The organism is Brevibacterium atlanticum, assembly GCF_011617245.1.
Taxonomy (GTDB): Bacteria; Actinomycetota; Actinomycetes; order Actinomycetales; family Brevibacteriaceae; genus Brevibacterium; species Brevibacterium atlanticum.
This window is the reverse complement of the sequence record NZ_CP050152.1, coordinates 274572-294307: the sequence shown is the minus strand read 5'-3', so window position 1 is coordinate 294307 and position 19736 is coordinate 274572. Positions and strand designations below refer to the sequence as shown.

The window sequence follows — 19736 nt, the reverse complement described above, 5'->3', positions numbered from 1 at the left end:
AATGCCGACACACGATCTCATCATCACCGGCGCAGGAATCCTGGGCCTCGCCACCGCATTCCTCGCCCACCGACAGGGCCGCAGAGTCCACGTCATCGACCGCTCCGACCGCCCGGTCGGCTCCTCGATCCAGAACTTCGGCCACGCCTGCTTCACCGGCCAATCCGATGCCGCACAGCCACTCGCCGCACGGTCACGAGAAGGCTGGCTCGACGCAGCGGCCGCCACGGACCTCTGGGCGGCGGAATCCGGCACCGTCATTCCCGCAATGACCGCGGCCGAGCTCACCGTCTTGGAGGAGTTCGCTGCCCATCGTGGCACCGAGCAGGTCCACCTCCTCACCGCCGACGAAATCGCCGAGGCGGTGCGCAACCCCGATCTCGATGCCCTCGGGGGTGCACATCTGCCGCTCGACATGCGCGTCGACCCTCGGCAGGCAGCCCCGCGGATCGCCGACTGGCTGGCCGAGAACGGCGTGGAGTTCACCTGGAACACCCACGTCACCGAGGCGGCCGGCGGCACCGTATCGACCAGCCGCGGCGAATTCCACGCCGATGAGGTCGTCGTCTGCCCGGGCTATCAGCTGACCAGCCTCTTCCCCGAAATCGCCGAGGCCCACGAACTGCGCATCTGTTCGCTGGTGATGACGCTCATCGCCGCCCCCGAGCATGCCCCGACCGGCTTCGCGATGCTCACCGGAACCTCGCTGGCCCGCTACGACGGCTTCGCGGCCATGCCCGGCGCCGAGACTCTGCGGCGCGATCTCGACGAGCGGGAGCCGGAGCTGCGCGACTGCATCGCCAACCTCATGGTCACCGACATTCCGCAGGGCCTGCTCATCGGCGACTCACACGCCTACTCCCTCAGCCCCGAGCCGTTCATCGACGAGGGGATCGCCGATCTCCTCCTTGATCGCGCCACCTCGGTGCTCGGAATCGACAGCCCCATGGTGCGGCAGCGCTGGCTGGGCATGTACGCCGACAGCCCGACTACGAACCTCATCCTTGAACGCCCCGACGCCTCCACGACCGTCGCCATCGTCGCTTCGGGCATCGGCATGACCCTGTCGTTCGGCGTCGCCGACCTCATCCTCTCCGGCGGCACCGCCGATCTCTGAGTCGTCAATCGACACCCGAGGCTTCGACCGGCACCCCTTCACCGCCAGCCCAATCGCGCATGAAGTTGTCATGTCCAATTGGTGAACTACCATGACTTGTATAGACATTTTTGAGCGGGCTCGGCAGGATGAGGACGAACGACCACTTCGACCTCTCCCGCAGACCTCTCTCCGAAAGGCCCCTCCGCCATGACCGCAGCCTCCCTCCTCCGCTCCCGCGCAGCCCGAACGCTCACCGCTGGCCTCCTCGCCCTGCCCCTGCTCGCCGCCTGCGGCAGCTCCGGGGGCTCGGGCGGTGAGGACACGATCACCTTCGCCGCCGTTCCCGCCGAATCCTCCTCAACACTCGAGTCCTCCTTCGACAACGTCACGAAGCTCCTCGAGAAGGAGACCGGCAAGAAGGTCGAGTTCCAGAACGCCTCGGACTACGCCGCGGTCGTCGAAGGCATGCGCGCCGGCCAGATCGACGCCGCCTCGTTCGGCCCCTTCGCCTACGTCATCGCCAAGGACTCCGGCGTCAACATCGAACCGGCAGCCTCACCGACGAACGACGCGGACAAGGCCCCCGCATACACGTCCCTGGCCTATGTGAAGAAGGGCTCGGACATCAAGGACCTCAGCGATCTCAAGGGCAAGAAGGTCTGCTTCGTCGATGCTGCCTCGACCTCGGGCTACCTCGTGCCGATGAAGGGGCTGCAGGATGAGGGCATCGATATGGACACCGACCTCGAGGCGATCATGTCCGGCGGCCACGACGCCTCGCTGCTGTCGCTGAATTCCGGCGACTGCGACGCGGCGTTCGCCCACGACGCGATGCTCAAGACCCTCGAGAAGTCCGGTCAGATCGACAAGGGCAGCCTGACGAGCATCTGGGAATCGGACCCGATCACCGAGGATCCCATCGCCGTGAACAAGGACTCCCTCGACGCGGACACAGCGGCCAAGGTCACGACCGCTCTGCGTGAGAAGGCCAATGTCTTCGCCATGGTCAAGGACGGCATCTGCAGCTCCAAGGACGACTGCGTGCTGCCCGAGGAGATCACCTACGGATACAAGGAAGTCTCCGATTCGGACTTCGACTCGATCCGCGACATCTGCGACGCCACCAAGGCCGACGCCTGCAAGAACATCGGCTGAAAGGGACCATCATGATCACACATACCAAGCACCCCGCGACCCCCGGCCTCCAGAAGGAGATCGACACCCTCTACTCCGTCCAGCTCGACCACGTGACGAAGGATTTCGGCGGCGGGGTCCTAGGCCTCGACGACGTCAACCTCGTCTTCAAGAACGGCGGCATCTCCGTCCTCCTCGGCCTCTCCGGATCGGGCAAGTCCACCCTGCTGCGCCACATCAACGGTCTCCACGCCCCCACCTCGGGCAGTGTCCGGGTCCTCGGCCGTGACATGGGACGACAGACCACATCCGGACTCAAGGCGATCCGCCGCGACATCGGCGTCATCTTCCAGTCCTTCAACCTCATCGGTCCGATGTCCGTGCTCGAGAACGTCTGCGCCGGAGCCCTCGGCTCACTGCGCGGGCCGCGCATCACCCTGATGATGTATCCGAAATCCATCCGTCGGGAAGCGCTCGAGAAGCTCGACCGGGTCGGCCTGGCCGACCGCGCCTACCAGCGCGCGGACACCCTCTCCGGCGGTCAGCAGCAGCGCGTGGCCATCGCCCGCGCGCTCATGCAGCACCCGAAGGTGCTGCTCGCCGATGAGCCGGTCGCCTCCCTCGACCCGGTCTCCGCTCGCGACGTCATCGACCTCCTGCGGCAGATCTCCGCCGAAGATGAGCTCACCGTCATCGCCTCCCTGCACCAGGTGCAGCTGGCCATCGACTTCGCCGACCGGATCATCGGCCTGCGCACCGGCCAGGTCGTCCTCGACCGGGCGACCGCGGGGCTCAGCGCCGAGGAGGCCTCACAGATCTACTCGAGCGTGTCCGGAATGGCGTCCGCGACCGGCCCCCACGATGGACAGACCGCGACCACCCGCGCCGAGGAGGCCGCCGGGGTGGGTGCGCGCCGATGAGTCTCGTCCTCGATCATGCGGCTCATGCCGTCACCGAACCCCGACGACCGCGCCCGGCGGGCAAGTCGGTCCTCGCCGCCATCGCCCTCATCGGTCTCGCCGCCGCCGGCGCCTGGTCGGTGTGGTCGATCGGCATCGATCCGGGCACGATCGCCTCATCGTTCGACAATGCGGTCGGGTTCTTCTCCCGCATCGTTCCCCTCGACTTCCCTGCGTTCGGCGAGACCGTCTCGCTCGTCGTCGAAACGCTGGCGATCGTGTTCCTCGCGACCCTGCTCTCGGTCGTCCTCTCCGTGCCCGTGGCTCTGGCCGCAGCTCACCCGACCCGAACGGGCCGAGGCTCGCAGTGGACGGCGCGGACGCTCATCGTCCTCGCCCGCGCGATCCCCGACCTCGTGCTCGCCATCGTCTTCCTGCGGATGTTCGGCCTCGGGGCCACCGCGGGTATCATCGCCATGGGCATCCACTCGGTGGGCATGATCGGCAAGCTCTATGCCGATGCCATCGAGGAGCTCGACGACGGTCCGCGCGAATCGATCGAAGCGCTCGGCGGCAGCCGGTCCCAGCAGATCCTCACCGCGATCCCGCAGAAGCTCATGCCGCAGCTCATCGCCACGGCCCTGCACCGCTTCGACATCAACCTGCGCACCTCGGTGCTGCTCGGCTATGTCGGCGTCGGCGGCATCGGACTGGCGATCGCCGACTCGCTGCGGACCCTGGACTATCAGCGGGGGATGGCCCTCGCGGTGATCGTCCTTGGCCTGTGCATCCTCATCGAACTCGTCTCCGGGTCCATCCGTGCCGCGCTCATGGCCTCCACTGGAGCCACGATCACCGGCGGCACCTGGGTCGACAGGATGTTCAACCGGGGTCGAAAGACCGGGGCGGGCGATCTCGTGCTCACCCCACCGTGGACCGTGGCACGGTTCCGTCGCTTCGCCTCGGCGGCGGTGCTAATCGTCCTCACGATCGCGGCGCTGTGGAGAGTGGACATCTCCGGGTCCGCCCTGGTCGCGGGCCTGTTCGACCTGCCGCACACGCTGTCATTGTTCTTCCCGCCGGCGACCGGCGGAACGCTGTCCGACCTGCTCGGGCAGCTGCTCGTCACCGTACAGATCGCCTTGGCCGCGACGTTCATCGGTGCGATCATCGCCGTGCCTATCGGCATCCTCGCCGCGCACAACGTCGTGGCCAATCGAGCCGTGCACCAGGCGTTTCGAATCCTCATCGTCATCGTCCGCGGCATTCCCGAGCTCATCCTCGCGATCATCTTCGTCGTCATCTCCGGGCTCGGCGCGGTGGCCGGGACCCTGGCCCTGTCCATCGGGGCGATCGGACTGCTCTCGAAGCTCATCGCCGACTCGCTCGAAGAGACCGACGTGGATGTCCAGGAGGCGGTGCGCGCCACCGGAGCCAGCGAAACCCAGGTGTTCTTCTCAGCGACCCTGCGACAGGCGGCACCGGCATTCGTCGCCCACATCATGTACCTGCTCGACACGAACATCCGCTCGGCCACGCTGCTCGGCGTCGTCGGCGCCGGAGGCATCGGATTCCTGTTGCTCAACGCCTCGCGGGTCAACCAGTTCGACGTCGTGACCACGGTGCTCATCCTCATGGTCGCCGTCGTCCTCGTCGTCGAAGCCCTGTCCATGTGGCTGCGCCGAGCCGTGCGCTGACCAGGAAGAGAACACATCCATCGAACTCGTCCGCTCGCATGACTTCCGCGGGCGGGCACCACGCCCGACGCCTGGGCTCATTGTCCGGGCGGGACTGAGCGCCCGTCATCCGGGCGGCACTACGCCATCCCCCGCTCAGGCGGGGACCACCGCAGGAGAAGGAGAATCACCATGACCGAACTCGCCGTCTTCGACATGGCCGGAACCACCATCGACGAACGTGACGAGGTCTACCGCGTGCTGCGCGAGGCCACCGAGCGGGAAGGCGCTGACTACTCCGATGAGGTCTTCCAGAAATGGATGGGCACGGAGAAGCACTGGGCGATCGAGAATCTGCTCCGCCTCGGCGGGATCGAGGTCACCGAGGAGGTCCACGAACGCGCCTGGCAGTGGTTCCGCGCAGAACTCCGCGAGACCTACACGCAGAATCCGCCGCGCCCGCTGCCCGGCATCGAAGAGGCCCTGGCGACACTGCGCGCAGGCGGGATCAAGGTGGGTCTGACCACGGGGTTCTCCCGTGAGATCGCCGACCTCATCTTCACCACCATGGGATGGGTCCAGGGGGAGACATTCGACGTCTCGGTCACCGGGGACGAAGTGCCCGCCGGGCGCCCGGCACCGGACCTCATCAACGCGGTGATGGAAGCCCTCGGGGTCACCGACCGCGCGGAGGTCGTCAGCGTCGGAGACACCTCGGCGGATGTGGAATCGGCACTCAACGCCGAGGTCACGGCCGTCGGCGTCCTCACCGGGCACCTCAGCCGGGAGGACTTCGCCGCCGAGGGCGCACACCTCGTCCTCGACTCCGTGGCGGACCTGCCGGCCGTCCTCGCCGACCGCGACTCCGCGGTGGCCGCGAGGTGAGCGGGACGATCATGACGTCACCCGATCCTGCAGCCGCCTCCCCGGACGGAAACGACCGGCGGCCCCAGGCGCAGGTGTGGACCGGCGGCTCGGACTTCGAAGTCCGCGAGTTCGCACCACCGACGCTGGGCCCCGGGGAGAGCCTCATCCGGCTCACCGCCGCGACGGTGTGCGGTTCGGATCGGCACACGGTCAGCGGGCGGCGCCCGGGGGCGTGCCCCTCGGTGCTCGGACACGAGGGCGTCGGCATCGTTGAGGAGACCCGCGGGGATGTTCCCGTGGGCACGCGTGTGGTCTTCTCGGTCACCTCGGTGTGTGGGGACTGCCGGAGCTGCCGACGGGGACTGAGCGCGAAATGCACCTCGGTGCGCAAGGTCGGCCACGAGGCGGTCGAGTCCGGGTGGCCGCTGTCGGGCACGTATGCCAGTCACATCCACCTGCCCGCCGGCGTCGCGATCGTGCCCGTGCCCGATACCCTGCCCGACGGTGTGGCAGCGACTGCCGGATGCGCGGTGGCCACGGTCATGGCGATGTGTGAAGCCGCCGGTGACCTGCGTGGACGCAGGGTCTTCGTCAACGGGATCGGGATGCTCGGACTCGCCGCAGTGGGGGCCGCGCTTTCACGCGGAGCCGCCGAGGTGGTCGCGGCCGACCCGCATCCTGACCGTCGCCGCCTGGCCGAGCGGGCGGGTGCAGCGACGATCGAGCCGGGAGAGCAGGTGAGCGAGATCGATGTCGCACTCGAACTCTCCGGCGCCGAGTCGGGGGTGCGGGCGTGCCTGGATGCCGTGGGCATCGGGGGAACGACGGTGCTCGCGGGCAGTGTGACCCCGGGTCCGGAGGTCGCGATCGATCCCGAGCAGATCGTGCGCGGGTGGCGGACGATCACCGGCGTGCACAACTTCGAACCGCACCACCTGGCCGAGGCCGTGGACTACCTCGCCGCCGATGGGACCGGGCTGCCGTGGGAGGACATTCTCGCGGGACCGATCCCACTGGCCGACCTGCCGGACGAATTCGCCGACCCGAGCGAGGGCCTGCGCACAGTAGTCACCATCACCCCTTAGTTACTACCTGACGGCGGCCCAGCAACCTCGCGCGAGGTTGCTGGGCCGCCGTCGGGTAGCAGTTGGGAGGGGTCAGCGGAGGAGGCAGGGTTTCTTCGCGTCGAAGGACCAGCCCGGGACCAGGTACTGCATGGCCACCGCGTCATCGCGCGAACCCAGGCCGTGCTCGACGTAGAGTTCGTGCGCTGCTGCCAGCTTGTCCTCATCGATCGTCACGCCGAGACCCGGGGCCTGCGGCACGGCGATCTCACCGCCGACGATCTTCAGCGGATCGGTCGTCAGCTCCTGTCCGTCCTGCCAGATCCAGTGGGTGTCGAGCGCGGTGATCTCACCGGGGGCTGCGGCTCCGACGTGGGTGAACATCGCCAGGGAGATGTCGAAGTGGTTGTTCGAGTGCGAACCCCAGGTCAGGCCGAAGTCGTGACACATCTGCGAGACGCGATGCGAACCGGACATCGTCCAGAAATGCGGGTCGGCCAGCGGAATGTCGACGGCGTTCATCCGGATGGCATGCGCCATCTCTCGCCAGTCCGTGGCGATCATGTTCGTCGCTGTCCGCAAACCCGTCGCCCGACGGAATTCGGCCATCGTCTCGCGACCGGAGAATCTGCCTTCGGCACCGACGGGATCCTCGGCATAGGCGACGACTCCGTTCATCGCCTTGCCATATTCGATCGCCTCCTCGAGCAGCCATCCGCCATTCGGGTCGAGCGTGATCCTCGCGTCCGGGAACGCCTCGGCGAGCGCCGTGACGGTTTCGACTTCTCGGTCCCCGGCGAGCACGCCGCCCTTGAGCTTGAAGTCCTTGAACCCGTATTTGGCCGACGCAGCCTCGGCGAGAGCGACGATCGCCTCCGGAGTCAACGCCTCCTCCCGACGCAGCCGGTCCCACCCGGAGGCTTCCGGTTCCCGCAGGTAGTCAAGATCCGTGGCATCGGGATCGCCGACATAGAAGAGGTACCCGAGCATCGGCACAGAGTCGCGCTGCTGACCAGCCGCAAGCAGATCGGCGACGGGCAGCCCGAGGAACTGACCGTGCAGGTCGAGCAGACCCGACTCGATCGCGGCAGTCGCATGGACACCGACGCGCAGGTCGAAGGTCTGGTTGCCCCGCCCACCGGCATCGACGGCCGCGAACCGCTGGTGCAGTTCGGACACGATGCGATTGACCTGGGCGACGCGACGACCGGTGATATCCCGCCCGACGTCTTCGATGGCCGCCTTGATGTTCTCACCGCCGGGCACTTCACCGAGGCCGGTCCGGCCGGCACTGTCGGTGATGAGGACGATGTTGCGAGTGAAGTACGGGCCGTGAGCGCCCGACAGATTGAGCAGCATCGAATCGCGACCGGCCACGGGTACGACGCGCACGGATTCGATCGTCGGCGTGGTCACCGCTGTATGGGTCATCGCCGTTCCCTTCATGATGCGCTGGCGCCTGCTCCGCTGAGAGTCGAGGCCTCCGCCGGAGTCGTCACCACACCGTCGATCGTCTGCACGACCGACCAGGGATTGTCATCAGCGATGGGTTCCGGCAGCAGCGCAGCAGGCACCGCCTGGTAGCTGACCGGACGGAGGAAGCGGTCGATGGCGAGGGTCCCCACCGATGTGGTCGCCGGCGCCGAGGTTGCCGGGAACGGTCCGCCATGGACCATGGCATGTCCGACCTCGACCCCGGTGGGCCAGCCGTTGAAAAGGATCCGACCGCACAGATCTTCGAGGACGGGCAACAGCTGTCCCGCCACCGCGATGTCGGCCTCGGTGGCATGGATCGTCGACGTGAGCTGTCCTTCGATCCCGGCGAGGGTGGCAATGAGATCGTCGGCATCGGTATAGCGGACGATCAACGAGGCGGCTCCGAAGATCTCCTCGCTCAGTGCGTCGTTCTCCCGCAGAGATGCGGACGATGCAGTGAAGACGACCGGGGCCGGGGCATTGGCTCCCGCGCCGGCCGTCCCTGTCCCCAAGGTCGATACGTCATCCTGCGCGGCGAGCTCGGCCACGCCACGGTCGAACGCCTCGGCGATGGAAGGGGTGAGCATGGTCTGCCCGGTCTGCTGGCTGATGAGCTCGCCAACCGCCTCGGCGAAGGCGTCACCGGCGCTGCCGTTCGGCACCAAGACCAGGCCGGGAGCGGTGCACAGCTGACCGCTCGAGCCGGTCAGAGAGGTGATGAACTGCTCGGCGAGACCACGTGCGCCGTCTCCGCCCAGGGCACCGTCGAGGAGAATCACCGGGTTGATCGAGCTCATCTCGGCGTAGACGGGGGCGGGCACCTTCCGGGCTTGGGCGGTGGCCTGCAGGGCCAGGCCTCCGGAACGGGAACCGGTGAACCCGACCGCAGCGATCCGCGAGTCTGCGACGAGCTGCTGTCCGACGGAGGCACCGGAGCCGAAGACGAGGGAGAACACTCCTGGGTTGAGTCCGTTGGAGGCGACCGCGTCGGTGATGGCTTGCCCGACGATCTCCCCGGTTCCGGGGTGGGCGTTGTGGGCCTTGACGATGACGGGACAGCCCGCTGCGAGCGCCGAGGCGGTGTCGCCACCGGCCACGGAGAACGCTAGGGGGAAGTTGCTGGCACCGAAGACGACAACCGGCCCGACAGGGACGCGGCGCTGTCGGATGTCGAGACGCGGCAGCGGGGTGCGGTCGGGTTGAGCCGGGTCGATGCTGGAACCGTGGAAGTTCCCGGTCCGGACCACCTCGGCGAACAGTCGCAGCTGCCCGACGGTGCGACCGACTTCTCCGTTGAGGCGAGCCGAGGGCAACCCGGTCTCAGCCATGGCGCGCTCGACGAGCGGTTCACGAACGGCCTCGATGTTCGCGGCGATCGTCTCGAGGAAGGCAGCGCGCTCTTCCGGGGTGGTCGCGCGGTAGGTGGCGAAGGCCCGCTTCGCGGCATCCACGGCCTGCTCGACCTGAGTCTCGTCGAGGAAAGTGTAGTCCGGTGTCAGAGTCTCCCCGGTGCTCGGATCGATGGCGTTCGTCGTGGCACCATTGCCGGTGACCGGGTTTCCGGCGATGAGCGAGAGTCCAGTGAGTGCGGTCATGGGTGGTCAGGCTCCGATCTTCACGTCGGTCTGGGGCTGGATGTTCGCGGTCGAGATGAGGTCGGCGAGGTCGGCGACATCTTTCTCGCTGAGGTCGTGCAGCGGCGGGCGCACGGGGCCTGCGTCGCGGCCGATGGCCTTGAGTCCGCCTTTGACGATGGAGACGCCGTAGCCCTTTCCGCGGTCGCGGATGTCGAGGTAGGGCAGGACGAAGCGATTGAGTCGCTCAGTCACGGCCTCGCGGTTCTGGGCGCGGACGTCGGCGTAGAAGTCGAGCGCGAACTCAGGCACGAAGTTGAACATCGCTGAGGAGTATGTGCTCATGCCCAGCTGCAGCAGCGGCAGAGCGAACGTCTCCGCTGTGGGCAGTCCGCCGAGGTAGAAGAGGCGGTCGCCGTTCTTCGCGTACACCTTCGTCAGGTGCTCGATGTCACCGATAGCGTCCTTGAAGCCGATGAAGTTCGAGTGGTTGTCGGCCAGGCGCGCCACGGTCTCGGCCGAGTAGATGGCGTTGGCCCGGTTGTAGACGATGACGCCGATGCTCGTGGCCTCGCAGATGGCGGAGACGTGCCGGTAGAGGCCGTCCTGATCGCATTCAGTGAGGTAAGGAGGGAGAACGAGGACACCCTCGGCACCGGCGGCTTCGGCATCGCGGACATTGCGTACGGCCTGGACTGTCGGGCCGCTCGCCGACGCGAGGACCGGTACCTCGGGACGAGACGAGGCGACGGCGAGTTCGACGACGCGGGCAGCTTCGTCGGGGCTGAGGCTGAAGCCTTCACCGGTTCCGCCGGCGGCGAAGAGTCCTGCGACGTCATAACTGGACTGCCATTCGATGTGACGCCGGTAGCCTCCTTCATTGACGCTGAGGTCGGCGTTGAAAGCTGTCGCGGGGAACGAGAGCAATCCGTTCTTCAGATGATCTGCCAGGTCCTGAGGAGAGAAATGGGCCATTGTGGTTCCTTTGCTGACTGCTTTGATGGAGTGATTCGAAAGCGACTCTAGGCCGCCCAATGATGCCTGTCTAAGGCACATACGATATCGACTCATGCACTAAAGGTATTGGCCACCAAGCGCGATCACCGATGGTATTGACTCGACACTCACCTCGCCTGAACCCAGCCGATGAGCAGGTGAGACACAACCGAATCGGCACGATCAAGGAGTATCAATGGCGTACACCCCCGACGCGATCAAGACCATCACACTGTCATCGATTCGATTGCCGTTGGAGGTGCCGATCTCTGATGCGAAGGTCTTCACGGGCCGACAGAAGCCGATGACCGAGGTGGCAATGCTCTTCGCCGAGATCACCACGACCGAAGGTCACGCGGGGGTCGGGTTCAGCTACTCGAAGCGCGGCGGAGGTCCTGCTCAGTACGCACATGCGAAGGAGATCGCCGAGGCGGCCGTCGGCGAGGATCCCAATGACATCGCGAAACTCTACACCAAACTGCTGTGGGCGGGCGCTTCAGTCGGACGGTCCGGTCTGGCCACTCAGGCGCTGGCCGCCATCGACATCGCACTCTACGACCTCAAAGCGAAGCGAGCAGACCTGCCTTTGGCAAAGTTCCTCGGCAGCCACCGTGATTCGGTGCGCACGTACAACACCTCCGGCGGCTTCCTCAACGCTTCGATCGAGGAAGTCAAGGACCGCGCGTCGAAGTCTCTGGAGGACGGCATCGGCGGTATCAAGATCAAGGTCGGCCTGCCCGACAGCGCCGAGGATCTTCGCCGGGTCTCTGCTGTCCGTGACCACATCGGCGATGCACCGCTGATGGTCGATGCGAACCAGCAGTGGGACCGGGCGACCGCCCTGCGAATGGGGCGCATCCTCGACGAGCTCAACCTGGTCTGGATCGAAGAGCCCCTCGACGCTTACGACGTCGAGGGCCATGCCCGTCTGACACGGACCCTCGACACTCCGATCGCCACCGGCGAGATGCTCAGTTCGGTCGCGGAGCACAAGGATCTCATCGACGCCCGCGCCTGCGACATCGTCCAGCCCGACGCTCCCCGAGTCGGCGGCATCACCCAGTTCATGCGGCTGCTCACCCTTGCCGATGAGGCCGCCCTCGACATCGCTCCTCACTTCGCCATGGAGATCCACCTGCACTTGGCCGCCTGCTACCCGCGGGAGACGTGGGTCGAGCACTTCGACTGGCTCGATCCGCTGTTCAACGAACGCCTCGAGACGAAGAACGGACGCATGATCGTTCCCGACCGTCCCGGCCTGGGCATCACGCTCAGCGACCAGGCACGCGCCTGGACCACCGACACCGTGACATTCGGGTGAGGGGATCCGTAGATGACTGCCCAGAACAGCACCCGCATCGTCGACATCTCTCTCACGCCGGTCGCCTTTGCCGATCCACCGCTGCTCAACGCCGTGGGAGTGCACGAGCCTTTCGCCATCCGCACGATCATCGAGATCGTCACCGACTCGGGACTCTACGGACTGGGCGAAACCTACGGCGATGAGGCGCATCAGAAGCGCCTTCAGCTTGCCGCAGATGCGCTCATCGGCACCGATATCTTCGACATCAACCATGCACGCGAAGCAGTCGATGCCGAGTTAGCGGCCGACACCACCGCCGGCGGACACGGGATGAGTGGGATGATCACCGACTCGTCGACACTCGACCGGGTGTTCTCCCCGTTTGAGGTCGCGATGCTCGACGTGCAGGGGAAGATTCTCGGGCTCCCAGTCTCGGACCTCCTCGGCGGTCGCGTCCGTGACCGTGTCGACTTCAGCGGCTATCTCTTCTATAAGTGGGCAGGGCACCCCGGTTCGCCCGATGACAGGTGGGGTGAGGCACTGACGCCCGACGGCATCGTCAGACAAGCCGAGAAGATGGTCGACGAATACGGCTTCTCAGCTCTCAAGCTCAAAGGCGGCGTCTTCCCTCCCGACGACGAGGCCGCCGCCATTGAGGCCCTGGCCGCGCGATTCCCCGATGTCCCTCTGCGCATCGACCCGAACGCCGCATGGACCGTCGACACGTCGATCCGGATCGCGGAACGCCTGGATTCCACGCTTGAGTACCTCGAAGACCCGACCCCGGGGATCGTCGGTATGGCAAAGGTCCGCGCGGCGGCCAACATGCCGCTGGCGACGAACATGTGCGTCGTCGCGTTCGCACAGCTGCCCGAGGCGGTGGCTGCGGGCAGCATCGACGTCATCCTCTCTGACCACCATTTCTGGGGCGGACTGCGCCGGTCCACTATGTTGGCGGGCGTCGCCGAGACTTTCGGAATGTCACTGTCCATGCACTCGAACTCCCACCTGGGAATCAGTCTCGCAGCGATGCTCCATCTGGCAGGGGCGACGAAGAACATCGATTACGCGTGCGATACGCACTGGCCGTGGAAGAACCCCGAAGACGATGTCATCGTCGGCGACCCGTTCCACTTCGAAGGCGGCAGCCTCAAGGTGCCCATTCGCCCAGGACTCGGAGTCGAGCTGGATCGCGAACGTCTCGCGACCCTGCACCAGCGCTACCTCGACTGCGGAATCCGAAACCGCGATGACACCGGGTACATGCAGAAATTCGACCCCGACTACCAGGCCGTGGCACCTCGCTGGTGACCACGGATCCGCTGAAAGGACACACTTCACAATGAGTGCGAATAGCAACGACGCTGCCAGCACAGTCAGCTCAGACAACTCGACCGCAAAGGGACCGAGACGACGCGGAATCCTTGGAAGCCTACGCGAATTCGGGCCCGGTATCATCGCCGTTCTCGCCATGATGGGCGCCGGAGATCTGGTCACCGCCTCGGTGTCGGGGTCGAACTACGGATACAACCTCATGTGGCTGCTCGCAGCCTCTCTGCTCATACGATTCGTCATCGTCAACATCATGGGCCGCTACCAGGTCCTCAACATCAAGAATCAGACGATCATCGAAGGCTACCGCGATGTCGCCCGGTGGTATCCATGGGCGATCGGAATCGCCGCCCTCATCAGCGGACACCTGCTCAATGGTTACATGGTCCGCGGAGCCGGCGAAGCACTGGCAAAGATCTTCACCATCGGAGATCCGTTCCTCTGGTCATGCATCCTCGTGGTGGCAAGCATCTTCGTCATCGGCAAGAACGTCTACAAGACGATCGAAAGCATCATGAAACTGCTGCTGGCCATGATGACTGTCGTCTTCCTCGGCCTCGCGATCTACAGCGTCCCCGACATCGGCGAAATCGTCCGCGGCACGGTCGGATTCGGCATTCCGGATAACACGGGAGCGATCGGCGTCTTCGCCGTCGCGCTTTCCCTTATCGGTGCAGTTGCCGGTTCGATGGCGAACTTCCTTTACCCCTACTATGTCCGCGACAAGGGATGGCGCGGCGTCGGTTTCAAGAAGCTGCAGCGCAACGACATTCTCTTCGGCATCTCCTCGGCGATCGTCATCAGCCTCTCGATCTGGGTTGTCGGCGCCGAGATTCTTCGCCCGAACGGTATCGAGGTGACTAACCTCGACGACATCTCGCAGGCACTGTCGATCCACCTCGGTACGGTCGGTGGAGTAATCTTCTATCTCGGTGCGTTCGGAATCCTCTACAGCAGCGTCGTCGGATTCGCCAACGGATTCCCGAAGATCATCGTCGACTGCCTCCACATCATTCGACCTGCTCGCAGGGAACGCTACGGCGATCACTTCGAAGACGATCCGACATTCAAATGGTTCAGTCTCTTCATCCTCATCTCGCCGATCATCTGGGCTTTCCCCGGCATGCCCGGGTTCGTCACCATGGCGGTCTTCGTCACCGGGCTCCAGGCGGTGGTCGTCCCGCTCGTCGCGATCGGTCTGCTCATCCTGGCGAACAAGAAGAGTAACTTCGGGGAGCACAAAGCGAACCTCTTCGAGAACATCATCCTCGTGCTCACCACTCTGCTGACGATCTGGGTGACCGTTCAGGTCGTCATCGGCTGGTTCTAGCGCCGACCTCATATCGTCACTGGACCTCGGCATCGTTTCGACGATGCCGAGGTCCTTTTCATTGGAGTTCTGCGGCGCTGTCGGGATAATCTTCATCGCCATCCGGGTCAGCGATGCAGAGGGCGCGGCTGGGGACGAACCGGGAACACATTCAGCAGCCACATTTCGGTCCGCCTCCTGCCTTTTTGAGCTCGTCTTCCTGAAGTTCGTCCGAAAGAAGTGCAGCGATGGTTCTCTTCGACGATCACTGCGTATCCGTCAGGCTTGCCGCCCTTCGGCCCGTCGGCGCAAGAAGGTCGTACCTTGCCCATTGTCTGCACCGGGTCACCTGCCGAGGTTGTTCCGTCAGCGGGAGTGCCCCTCATAAGGCTGCTCAGCTTCGTAGACTGCGGGACTGCCTTCGCCTGAACCCACACATGTGCACAGACTTTGGGCCGGCACCAGCATGGCTGGTACCGGCCCGAAGAGGAATGCTCAGTTAGCGACCTTGACCGCCATGACCGGCATCTCCGCCTGCAACAGGATCCGCTGAGCAGAAGAGCCCATGATGAACTTTCCGACCTGTGAGCGCTTGCGCATTCCGATGACAATGAGGTCGACGGACCAGGCGTCGGCCGCCTCCAGCAGCGAGTCGACGACATCATCCTCGTGAGCGAGAGTGAAGACCTCGGCGTCGACTCCGGCATCGTCGGCGCGCTTCTTCGCGGCTGCGAGGTCAGCGTCCTCGGCCACCGTACCTTCGACCAGTGGGCCTCGTTTGCGCGAGTTCGCAATGCGCAGCTTCACTCCCCGCCAGCGGGCCTCTTTGATGGCCGCATCGACAGCGGCTTCTCCCGTCGGGGTGGGGACGTATCCGACCAGAATGCTCATGACACGAGCTCCTTGCTCTTTGACTTGGCTTTGGCGCTGCCGAGCATCTTCTGAATGATCGGCAGAAAAATGACGACCAGGAAAACGAACAGCAGTGTGACGGTGATCGGACGGGTGAACACCCCGCCGAGGTCGCCTTCGAAGAGAATGAGCGACCGACGCACGCTCGATTCAAGAAGCTCGGCCAGGACGAATGCAAGCACAAGCGGCCCCGGTTCGAATCCGGCCTTCTTCATGAGGTACCCGATCACGCCGAAGAGCACGACGAGTCCGACATCGAAGACGGAGTTCTTGATCGTATAGGCACCGATCAGTGTGATGAGAACGGTGATCGGTGCGAGAATCGCCGGCCGGACGCTGAGGATCTTGACGAAGACACCGATCAGCGGGATCGCCATGATGAGCAGCAGAATGTTACCGATATACATCGAATTGACGACGCCCCAGAACAGTTCGGGTTCGTCAGAGACCAGGAGCGGCCCAGGGGTGATTCCTTGGATGAGGAGTGCCCCGAACATCAGCGCCATCGTGGCATTGGCTGGAATTCCGAGACTGAGCAGTGGGATGAACGACGAGGTCGCTGCCGCATTGTTCGCCGATTCCGGTCCAGCAACACCTTCGATAGCGCCCTTACCGAACCGAGATGGGTCCTTGGCAACTTTCTTCTCTACGCCATAGGCGGCCAGCGACGAGATTGTGGCGCCTCCTCCGGGAAGGATTCCCAGCAGAAAGCCGAGAATCGATCCCCGGCCGATCGCCGGGGCTGACTGTCTGAGTTCTCCTCGCGTCGGCCAGACTCGCTTCGGCTTGTCGGGGGCCGCCATGGCCTTGTGCCGTTCCTCGAGGTTGTAGAGAATCTCACCGAGTCCGAAGAGACCCATGGCCACGGTCACGAAGTCAATGCCGTCGCTGAGACTGAGGTTGTCGAAAGTGAAACGCTCCGTGCCTGTGAATACGTCTCGACCCACCATAGCGAGGAACACTCCGACGGCTGCGGCGATCAGCGCTTTGACCTTGTTACCCGAGCTGATGGTGGCGACCAGGGTGACTCCAAGGAGGGACAGCGCCGCGTATTCGGGCGGACCGAAGTCGAGGGCGAAGCCGGCGATCAATGGCGCCAGGAAGGTGAGTCCGAGAATCGAAGCGGTTCCACCGATGAATGAACCCACTGCGGCTACACCGAGTGCCGCTCCCGCTCGGCCTTGCTTGGCCATCTGGAAGCCGTCGAAGACTGTGACGACCGAACTTGCTTCACCGGGAAGGCGAAGCAGCACCGAGGTGATCGTGCCGCCGTACTGTGCTCCGTAGAAGATGCCGGCGAGCATGATGATCGCGGTGACCGGTTCGATTCCGAAGGTCATCGGCAGCAGGATCGCCATCGTCGCGGCGGGCCCGAGACCTGGCAGCACACCGATGAGCATGCCGACGAGGACACCGATGAAGCAGTACAGAAGATTGCTGGGTTCGAGGACGGTGCCGAACCCTTCGATGACTGGACCGAAGATGTCCATGTGTTCGTCCTCCTCAGAAGAGATGCGGGAGCTGCGTCCGCAGCGCCACTACAAAGATGAGATAGAAGGCTGCGACGGTCAGAACCGAATAGAGGCCTGCAGAGCGCCAGGACTCGCCGCCCAGCCACTTCATCCAGACGAAGGCCAGGAGCAGGGCGGGAATCTCGAATCCGATCAGCGGCAGTGCTGTGACGAAGACCAGGAGGCTGATGACTCCCCACACGACCGTGACCGAGTAGCGGTTGAACTTCTCTCCGTCGCCGCCCCGGCGGCCCAGAACGATCTGGGCCGCCGAAAGGACTGCGGTGATCAGCGAGACGACGAACGGGAAGAAACCTGGAGCCGGGTCTGTCAGACTGCCGAGGGAGAGATTCCACGACAGCACCATTCCCACGATTCCGAAGACCAGAGTGAAGGCGCAGGCCACGAGGTTGGCGATGCCGCCACCAGGCTCGGGAGCTTCCTCCTCCCACAGAGCAAGAAGCTCTTCGGGAGTCTCTGCGTCATCGCCGATGGCCTGAACCTCAAGCGGATCGTCGCTGTCTTCGAGATTGTTCACAGCTTTCCGTTCAGTCTGAGAGATCGATGTCATACTCATCAACCAGCTTCTTGTAGCGATCCGCCAGGTCCGACCATTCGGCTGCGATCTCATCGCCGGGGATCTCTGTCGGAGTCAGCAGGTTCTTCTCGTTGAACTCCTTGTAGGCGTCAGTCTCGAAGGTCGCCTTGAAGGACTTGTCGAGCTTCTCGACGACAGTATCGGGCGTGCCCTTCGGTGCGACGACGGCTCGGTACTGGGAGACCGGAATGTCATAGCCTTCTTCGGTCGCCGTGGGAACATCCTTGAGGAACTTGTTCCGCTCTTCGGAGAAGACCATGATCGGCACGAGTTTGCCGGCATCGATATGCGGCTTCGCTTCGCCCAGCTGCACTGTCGAGATGTTCACCTGATTGCCGAGAGTCGCGGTCACTGCGGGTGCACCCGAGTCGAAGGGGACCTCTTTGAAATCAGTATCGATCTGAGCCAGGAGAAGACTCTGCGCCAGCTGCGAACCGGTGCCGACGCCCGCCGTACCGAAGGAGAGCTTCTTGTCGCTCTTCTTGATATCATCGACGGTCTTCACACCGGCATCCGGATTGGCCACCATCACGTAGTCGTCCTGCGATACCCCGGTGATGACTTCGAAATCGTCGATGCTCACCGCTTCGTCTTCGCCCACAGCCAGAGGAGTGATCGTGATGAGTGAAGCGTTGAGAGTCGCGAGGTTATATCCATCGGCTTTAGCCGACTGGACTTCTTTGGCCGCCAGAGTCCCGTTGGCGCCGGGCTTGTTGATCACAGGCATGGCCTGACCGAGGTCTGACGAGGCACCATCGGCCAATGCGCGTGCGATGAGGTCGGTGGACCCTCCTGCAGCGGCACCAACGGTGATGGAGACTTCCTTCGTCGGAAAATCTTCGTCACCCCCGCCGCCACCTGCTGCGACGTTGCCTCCACAGCCGGACAGTGCGAGGGCCACGACGGACCCGAGGGCCAGTGGCCCGACAACTCGTTTGGAGAAGTTCTGCATTTTCTGGTCCATTCCTTGCTCAGGCTCGGTCGGCACCCCTGCGTACCTGTTGAGCGCTTTCGGATTGAGCCTAGGAAGCACCGATAATATTGTCTATGTTGATATCTGCATGAAGTAATGCCCGAAAGGTATTGTCGTTCCGTGTACACATTGGACCAGGTTCGGTGCTTCGTCGCAGTCGCTGAGCACCTTCATTTCGGCAAAGCCGCCGAAGCTCTCTCAATGACTCAGCCGCCGTTGAGTCGGCAGATCCAGAAGCTCGAGAAGTTCGTCGGGGTGGATCTTCTCGACAGGGACAACAAGCGCGTAGTACTCACAGCAGCAGGCGAAGCCTTCCTCGACAATGCCCAGGTGCTACTGGCAATGGCCGACCGCGCTCCGCAGGATGCTCGACGCATTGCCTCGGGGCAATGGGGGCGTTTGAGCATTGGTTTCACCGCTGCCAGCGGGTTCGGCATTCTCGGCAGTTTGGTGACGGCAATCGAAGAGAACTTCCCAGGGATCGACCTCGACCTGCACGAAATGGTCACCGGAGAGCAGCTCGAGAACCTCGCAGAAGGTCGCATCGACCTCGGCCTGGGTCGTTCCGACACCACCCCGAGCTTCATCGACTCGGAACTGCTCCTGGCTGAACGCCTGCTCTTAGCCATCCCCGACGGGCATCGTCTGCTCGATCTCGACCGCCCTTTGCAGAAGGACGATGTGACCGGGGAGCCGCTGATCATGCATTCGGCGACAAAGGCGACGTCCTTCTACGACCTCATCATCCGCCACTTCCCCATCGACCATCACATGGTCAAACACTCGATTAGCCAAGTGCTCACCATGATCAACCTCGTCGCCGACAATCATGGACTCGCGTTCGTTCCTGAGTCGGCATCCTTGGTCCGCGTCCCCGGGGTCCACTTCAAACCATTCGCCGACCTGCCCGAGGAGATCGTCGAGCTCAAGGCCATGTGGAACGTCCAGTCGAAGAACCCGGCGTTACGGCAGGTCGTCTCCCTCCTCAAAACCTAACCCCTGCTACCTGACGG

17 protein-coding genes are annotated in these 19736 nt (G+C 64.2%); 10 read left to right on the top strand and 7 right to left on the bottom strand.

Features of this window, described 5'->3' with window-relative positions; all coding sequences use genetic code 11:
* Position 1: 1 nt before the first annotated feature.
* The 6 genes from GUY23_RS01340 (at position 2) to GUY23_RS01315 (ending at position 6760) form a co-directional block, all read left to right on the top strand.
* Complete coding sequence (locus GUY23_RS01340) at positions 2-1117, top strand: TIGR03364 family FAD-dependent oxidoreductase (RefSeq protein WP_166969027.1); 1116 nt, start codon at positions 2-4, stop codon at positions 1115-1117.
* A gap of 189 nt (positions 1118-1306) precedes the next feature.
* Positions 1307-2254 (top strand): phosphate/phosphite/phosphonate ABC transporter substrate-binding protein, encoded by a 948-nt coding sequence (locus GUY23_RS01335; protein ID WP_166969025.1) that lies wholly within the window; start codon positions 1307-1309, stop codon positions 2252-2254.
* A gap of 11 nt (positions 2255-2265) precedes the next feature.
* Positions 2266-3153, top strand: a complete 888-nt coding sequence (phnC, locus tag GUY23_RS01330; protein WP_166969023.1) for a phosphonate ABC transporter ATP-binding protein — start codon at positions 2266-2268, stop codon at positions 3151-3153.
* Positions 3150-4829 carry a phosphonate ABC transporter, permease protein PhnE gene (gene phnE / locus GUY23_RS01325; protein WP_166969021.1) on the top strand — a complete coding sequence of 560 codons (1680 nt, stop codon included), beginning with the start codon at positions 3150-3152 and terminating at the stop codon, positions 4827-4829. The genes phnC and phnE overlap by 4 nt, the downstream gene beginning before the upstream one ends.
* 171 nt (positions 4830-5000) lie before the next feature.
* Complete coding sequence (locus GUY23_RS01320; protein ID WP_166969019.1) at positions 5001-5693, top strand: phosphonatase-like hydrolase; 693 nt, start codon at positions 5001-5003, stop codon at positions 5691-5693.
* Between the two features lie 11 nt (positions 5694-5704).
* Positions 5705-6760 carry a zinc-binding dehydrogenase gene (locus tag GUY23_RS01315; protein WP_166969017.1) on the top strand — a complete coding sequence of 352 codons (1056 nt, stop codon included), beginning with the start codon at positions 5705-5707 and terminating at the stop codon, positions 6758-6760.
* A gap of 72 nt (positions 6761-6832) precedes the next feature.
* On the opposite strand, the gene GUY23_RS01310 is transcribed toward GUY23_RS01315, so the two are convergent.
* From GUY23_RS01310 to GUY23_RS01300, 3 genes are read right to left on the bottom strand one after another with little or no spacing between them, the layout of a single operon-like run.
* Positions 6833-8170 carry an enolase C-terminal domain-like protein gene (locus GUY23_RS01310; protein WP_166969015.1) on the bottom strand — a complete coding sequence of 446 codons (1338 nt, stop codon included), beginning with the start codon at positions 8168-8170 and terminating at the stop codon, positions 6833-6835.
* A gap of 11 nt (positions 8171-8181) precedes the next feature.
* Complete coding sequence (locus GUY23_RS01305) at positions 8182-9810, bottom strand: aldehyde dehydrogenase (NADP(+)) (RefSeq protein WP_166969013.1); 1629 nt, start codon at positions 9808-9810, stop codon at positions 8182-8184.
* A 6-nt stretch (positions 9811-9816) separates the two neighbouring features.
* Positions 9817-10764, bottom strand: coding sequence for a 5-dehydro-4-deoxyglucarate dehydratase (locus GUY23_RS01300; RefSeq protein ID WP_166969011.1), 948 nt, complete (start codon positions 10762-10764; stop codon positions 9817-9819).
* 217 nt (positions 10765-10981) lie between these two features.
* Here GUY23_RS01300 and GUY23_RS01295 point away from each other — a divergent pair, with 217 nt between their 5' ends.
* Genes GUY23_RS01295 through GUY23_RS01285 form a run of 3 tightly spaced genes read left to right on the top strand, consistent with a single transcriptional unit; the run spans position 10982 to position 14750 of the window.
* Complete coding sequence (locus GUY23_RS01295) at positions 10982-12106, top strand: L-talarate/galactarate dehydratase (protein WP_166969009.1); 1125 nt, start codon at positions 10982-10984, stop codon at positions 12104-12106.
* Positions 12107-12118: 12 nt separating this feature from the next.
* Positions 12119-13399: a glucarate dehydratase family protein gene (locus GUY23_RS01290; protein WP_166969007.1), complete on the top strand. Its 1281-nt coding sequence runs from the start codon at positions 12119-12121 to the stop codon at positions 13397-13399.
* A gap of 31 nt (positions 13400-13430) precedes the next feature.
* Positions 13431-14750 carry an Nramp family divalent metal transporter gene (locus GUY23_RS01285; RefSeq protein WP_166969005.1) on the top strand — a complete coding sequence of 440 codons (1320 nt, stop codon included), beginning with the start codon at positions 13431-13433 and terminating at the stop codon, positions 14748-14750.
* A 474-nt stretch (positions 14751-15224) separates the two neighbouring features.
* On the opposite strand, the gene GUY23_RS01280 is transcribed toward GUY23_RS01285, so the two are convergent.
* The 4 genes from GUY23_RS01280 to GUY23_RS01265 are packed head-to-tail and all read right to left on the bottom strand — an operon-like array spanning position 15225 to position 18702.
* Positions 15225-15620 carry a universal stress protein gene (locus tag GUY23_RS01280; RefSeq protein WP_166969003.1) on the bottom strand — a complete coding sequence of 132 codons (396 nt, stop codon included), beginning with the start codon at positions 15618-15620 and terminating at the stop codon, positions 15225-15227.
* Positions 15617-17131 carry a tripartite tricarboxylate transporter permease gene (locus GUY23_RS01275; RefSeq protein WP_166969001.1) on the bottom strand — a complete coding sequence of 505 codons (1515 nt, stop codon included), beginning with the start codon at positions 17129-17131 and terminating at the stop codon, positions 15617-15619. The genes GUY23_RS01280 and GUY23_RS01275 overlap by 4 nt, the downstream gene beginning before the upstream one ends.
* Positions 17132-17144: 13 nt before the next feature.
* The gene (locus tag GUY23_RS01270) at positions 17145-17690 is read right to left on the bottom strand and encodes a tripartite tricarboxylate transporter TctB family protein (RefSeq protein ID WP_228282641.1); all 546 of its coding nucleotides are present in this window, start codon (positions 17688-17690) and stop codon (positions 17145-17147) included.
* A 10-nt stretch (positions 17691-17700) separates the two neighbouring features.
* Complete coding sequence (locus GUY23_RS01265; protein ID WP_166968999.1) at positions 17701-18702, bottom strand: Bug family tripartite tricarboxylate transporter substrate binding protein; 1002 nt, start codon at positions 18700-18702, stop codon at positions 17701-17703.
* 117 nt (positions 18703-18819) lie between these two features.
* Here GUY23_RS01265 and GUY23_RS01260 point away from each other — a divergent pair, with 117 nt between their 5' ends.
* Positions 18820-19719: a LysR family transcriptional regulator gene (locus GUY23_RS01260; protein ID WP_323127144.1), complete on the top strand. Its 900-nt coding sequence runs from the start codon at positions 18820-18822 to the stop codon at positions 19717-19719.
* The last annotated feature ends 17 nt before the right edge of the window (positions 19720-19736 follow it).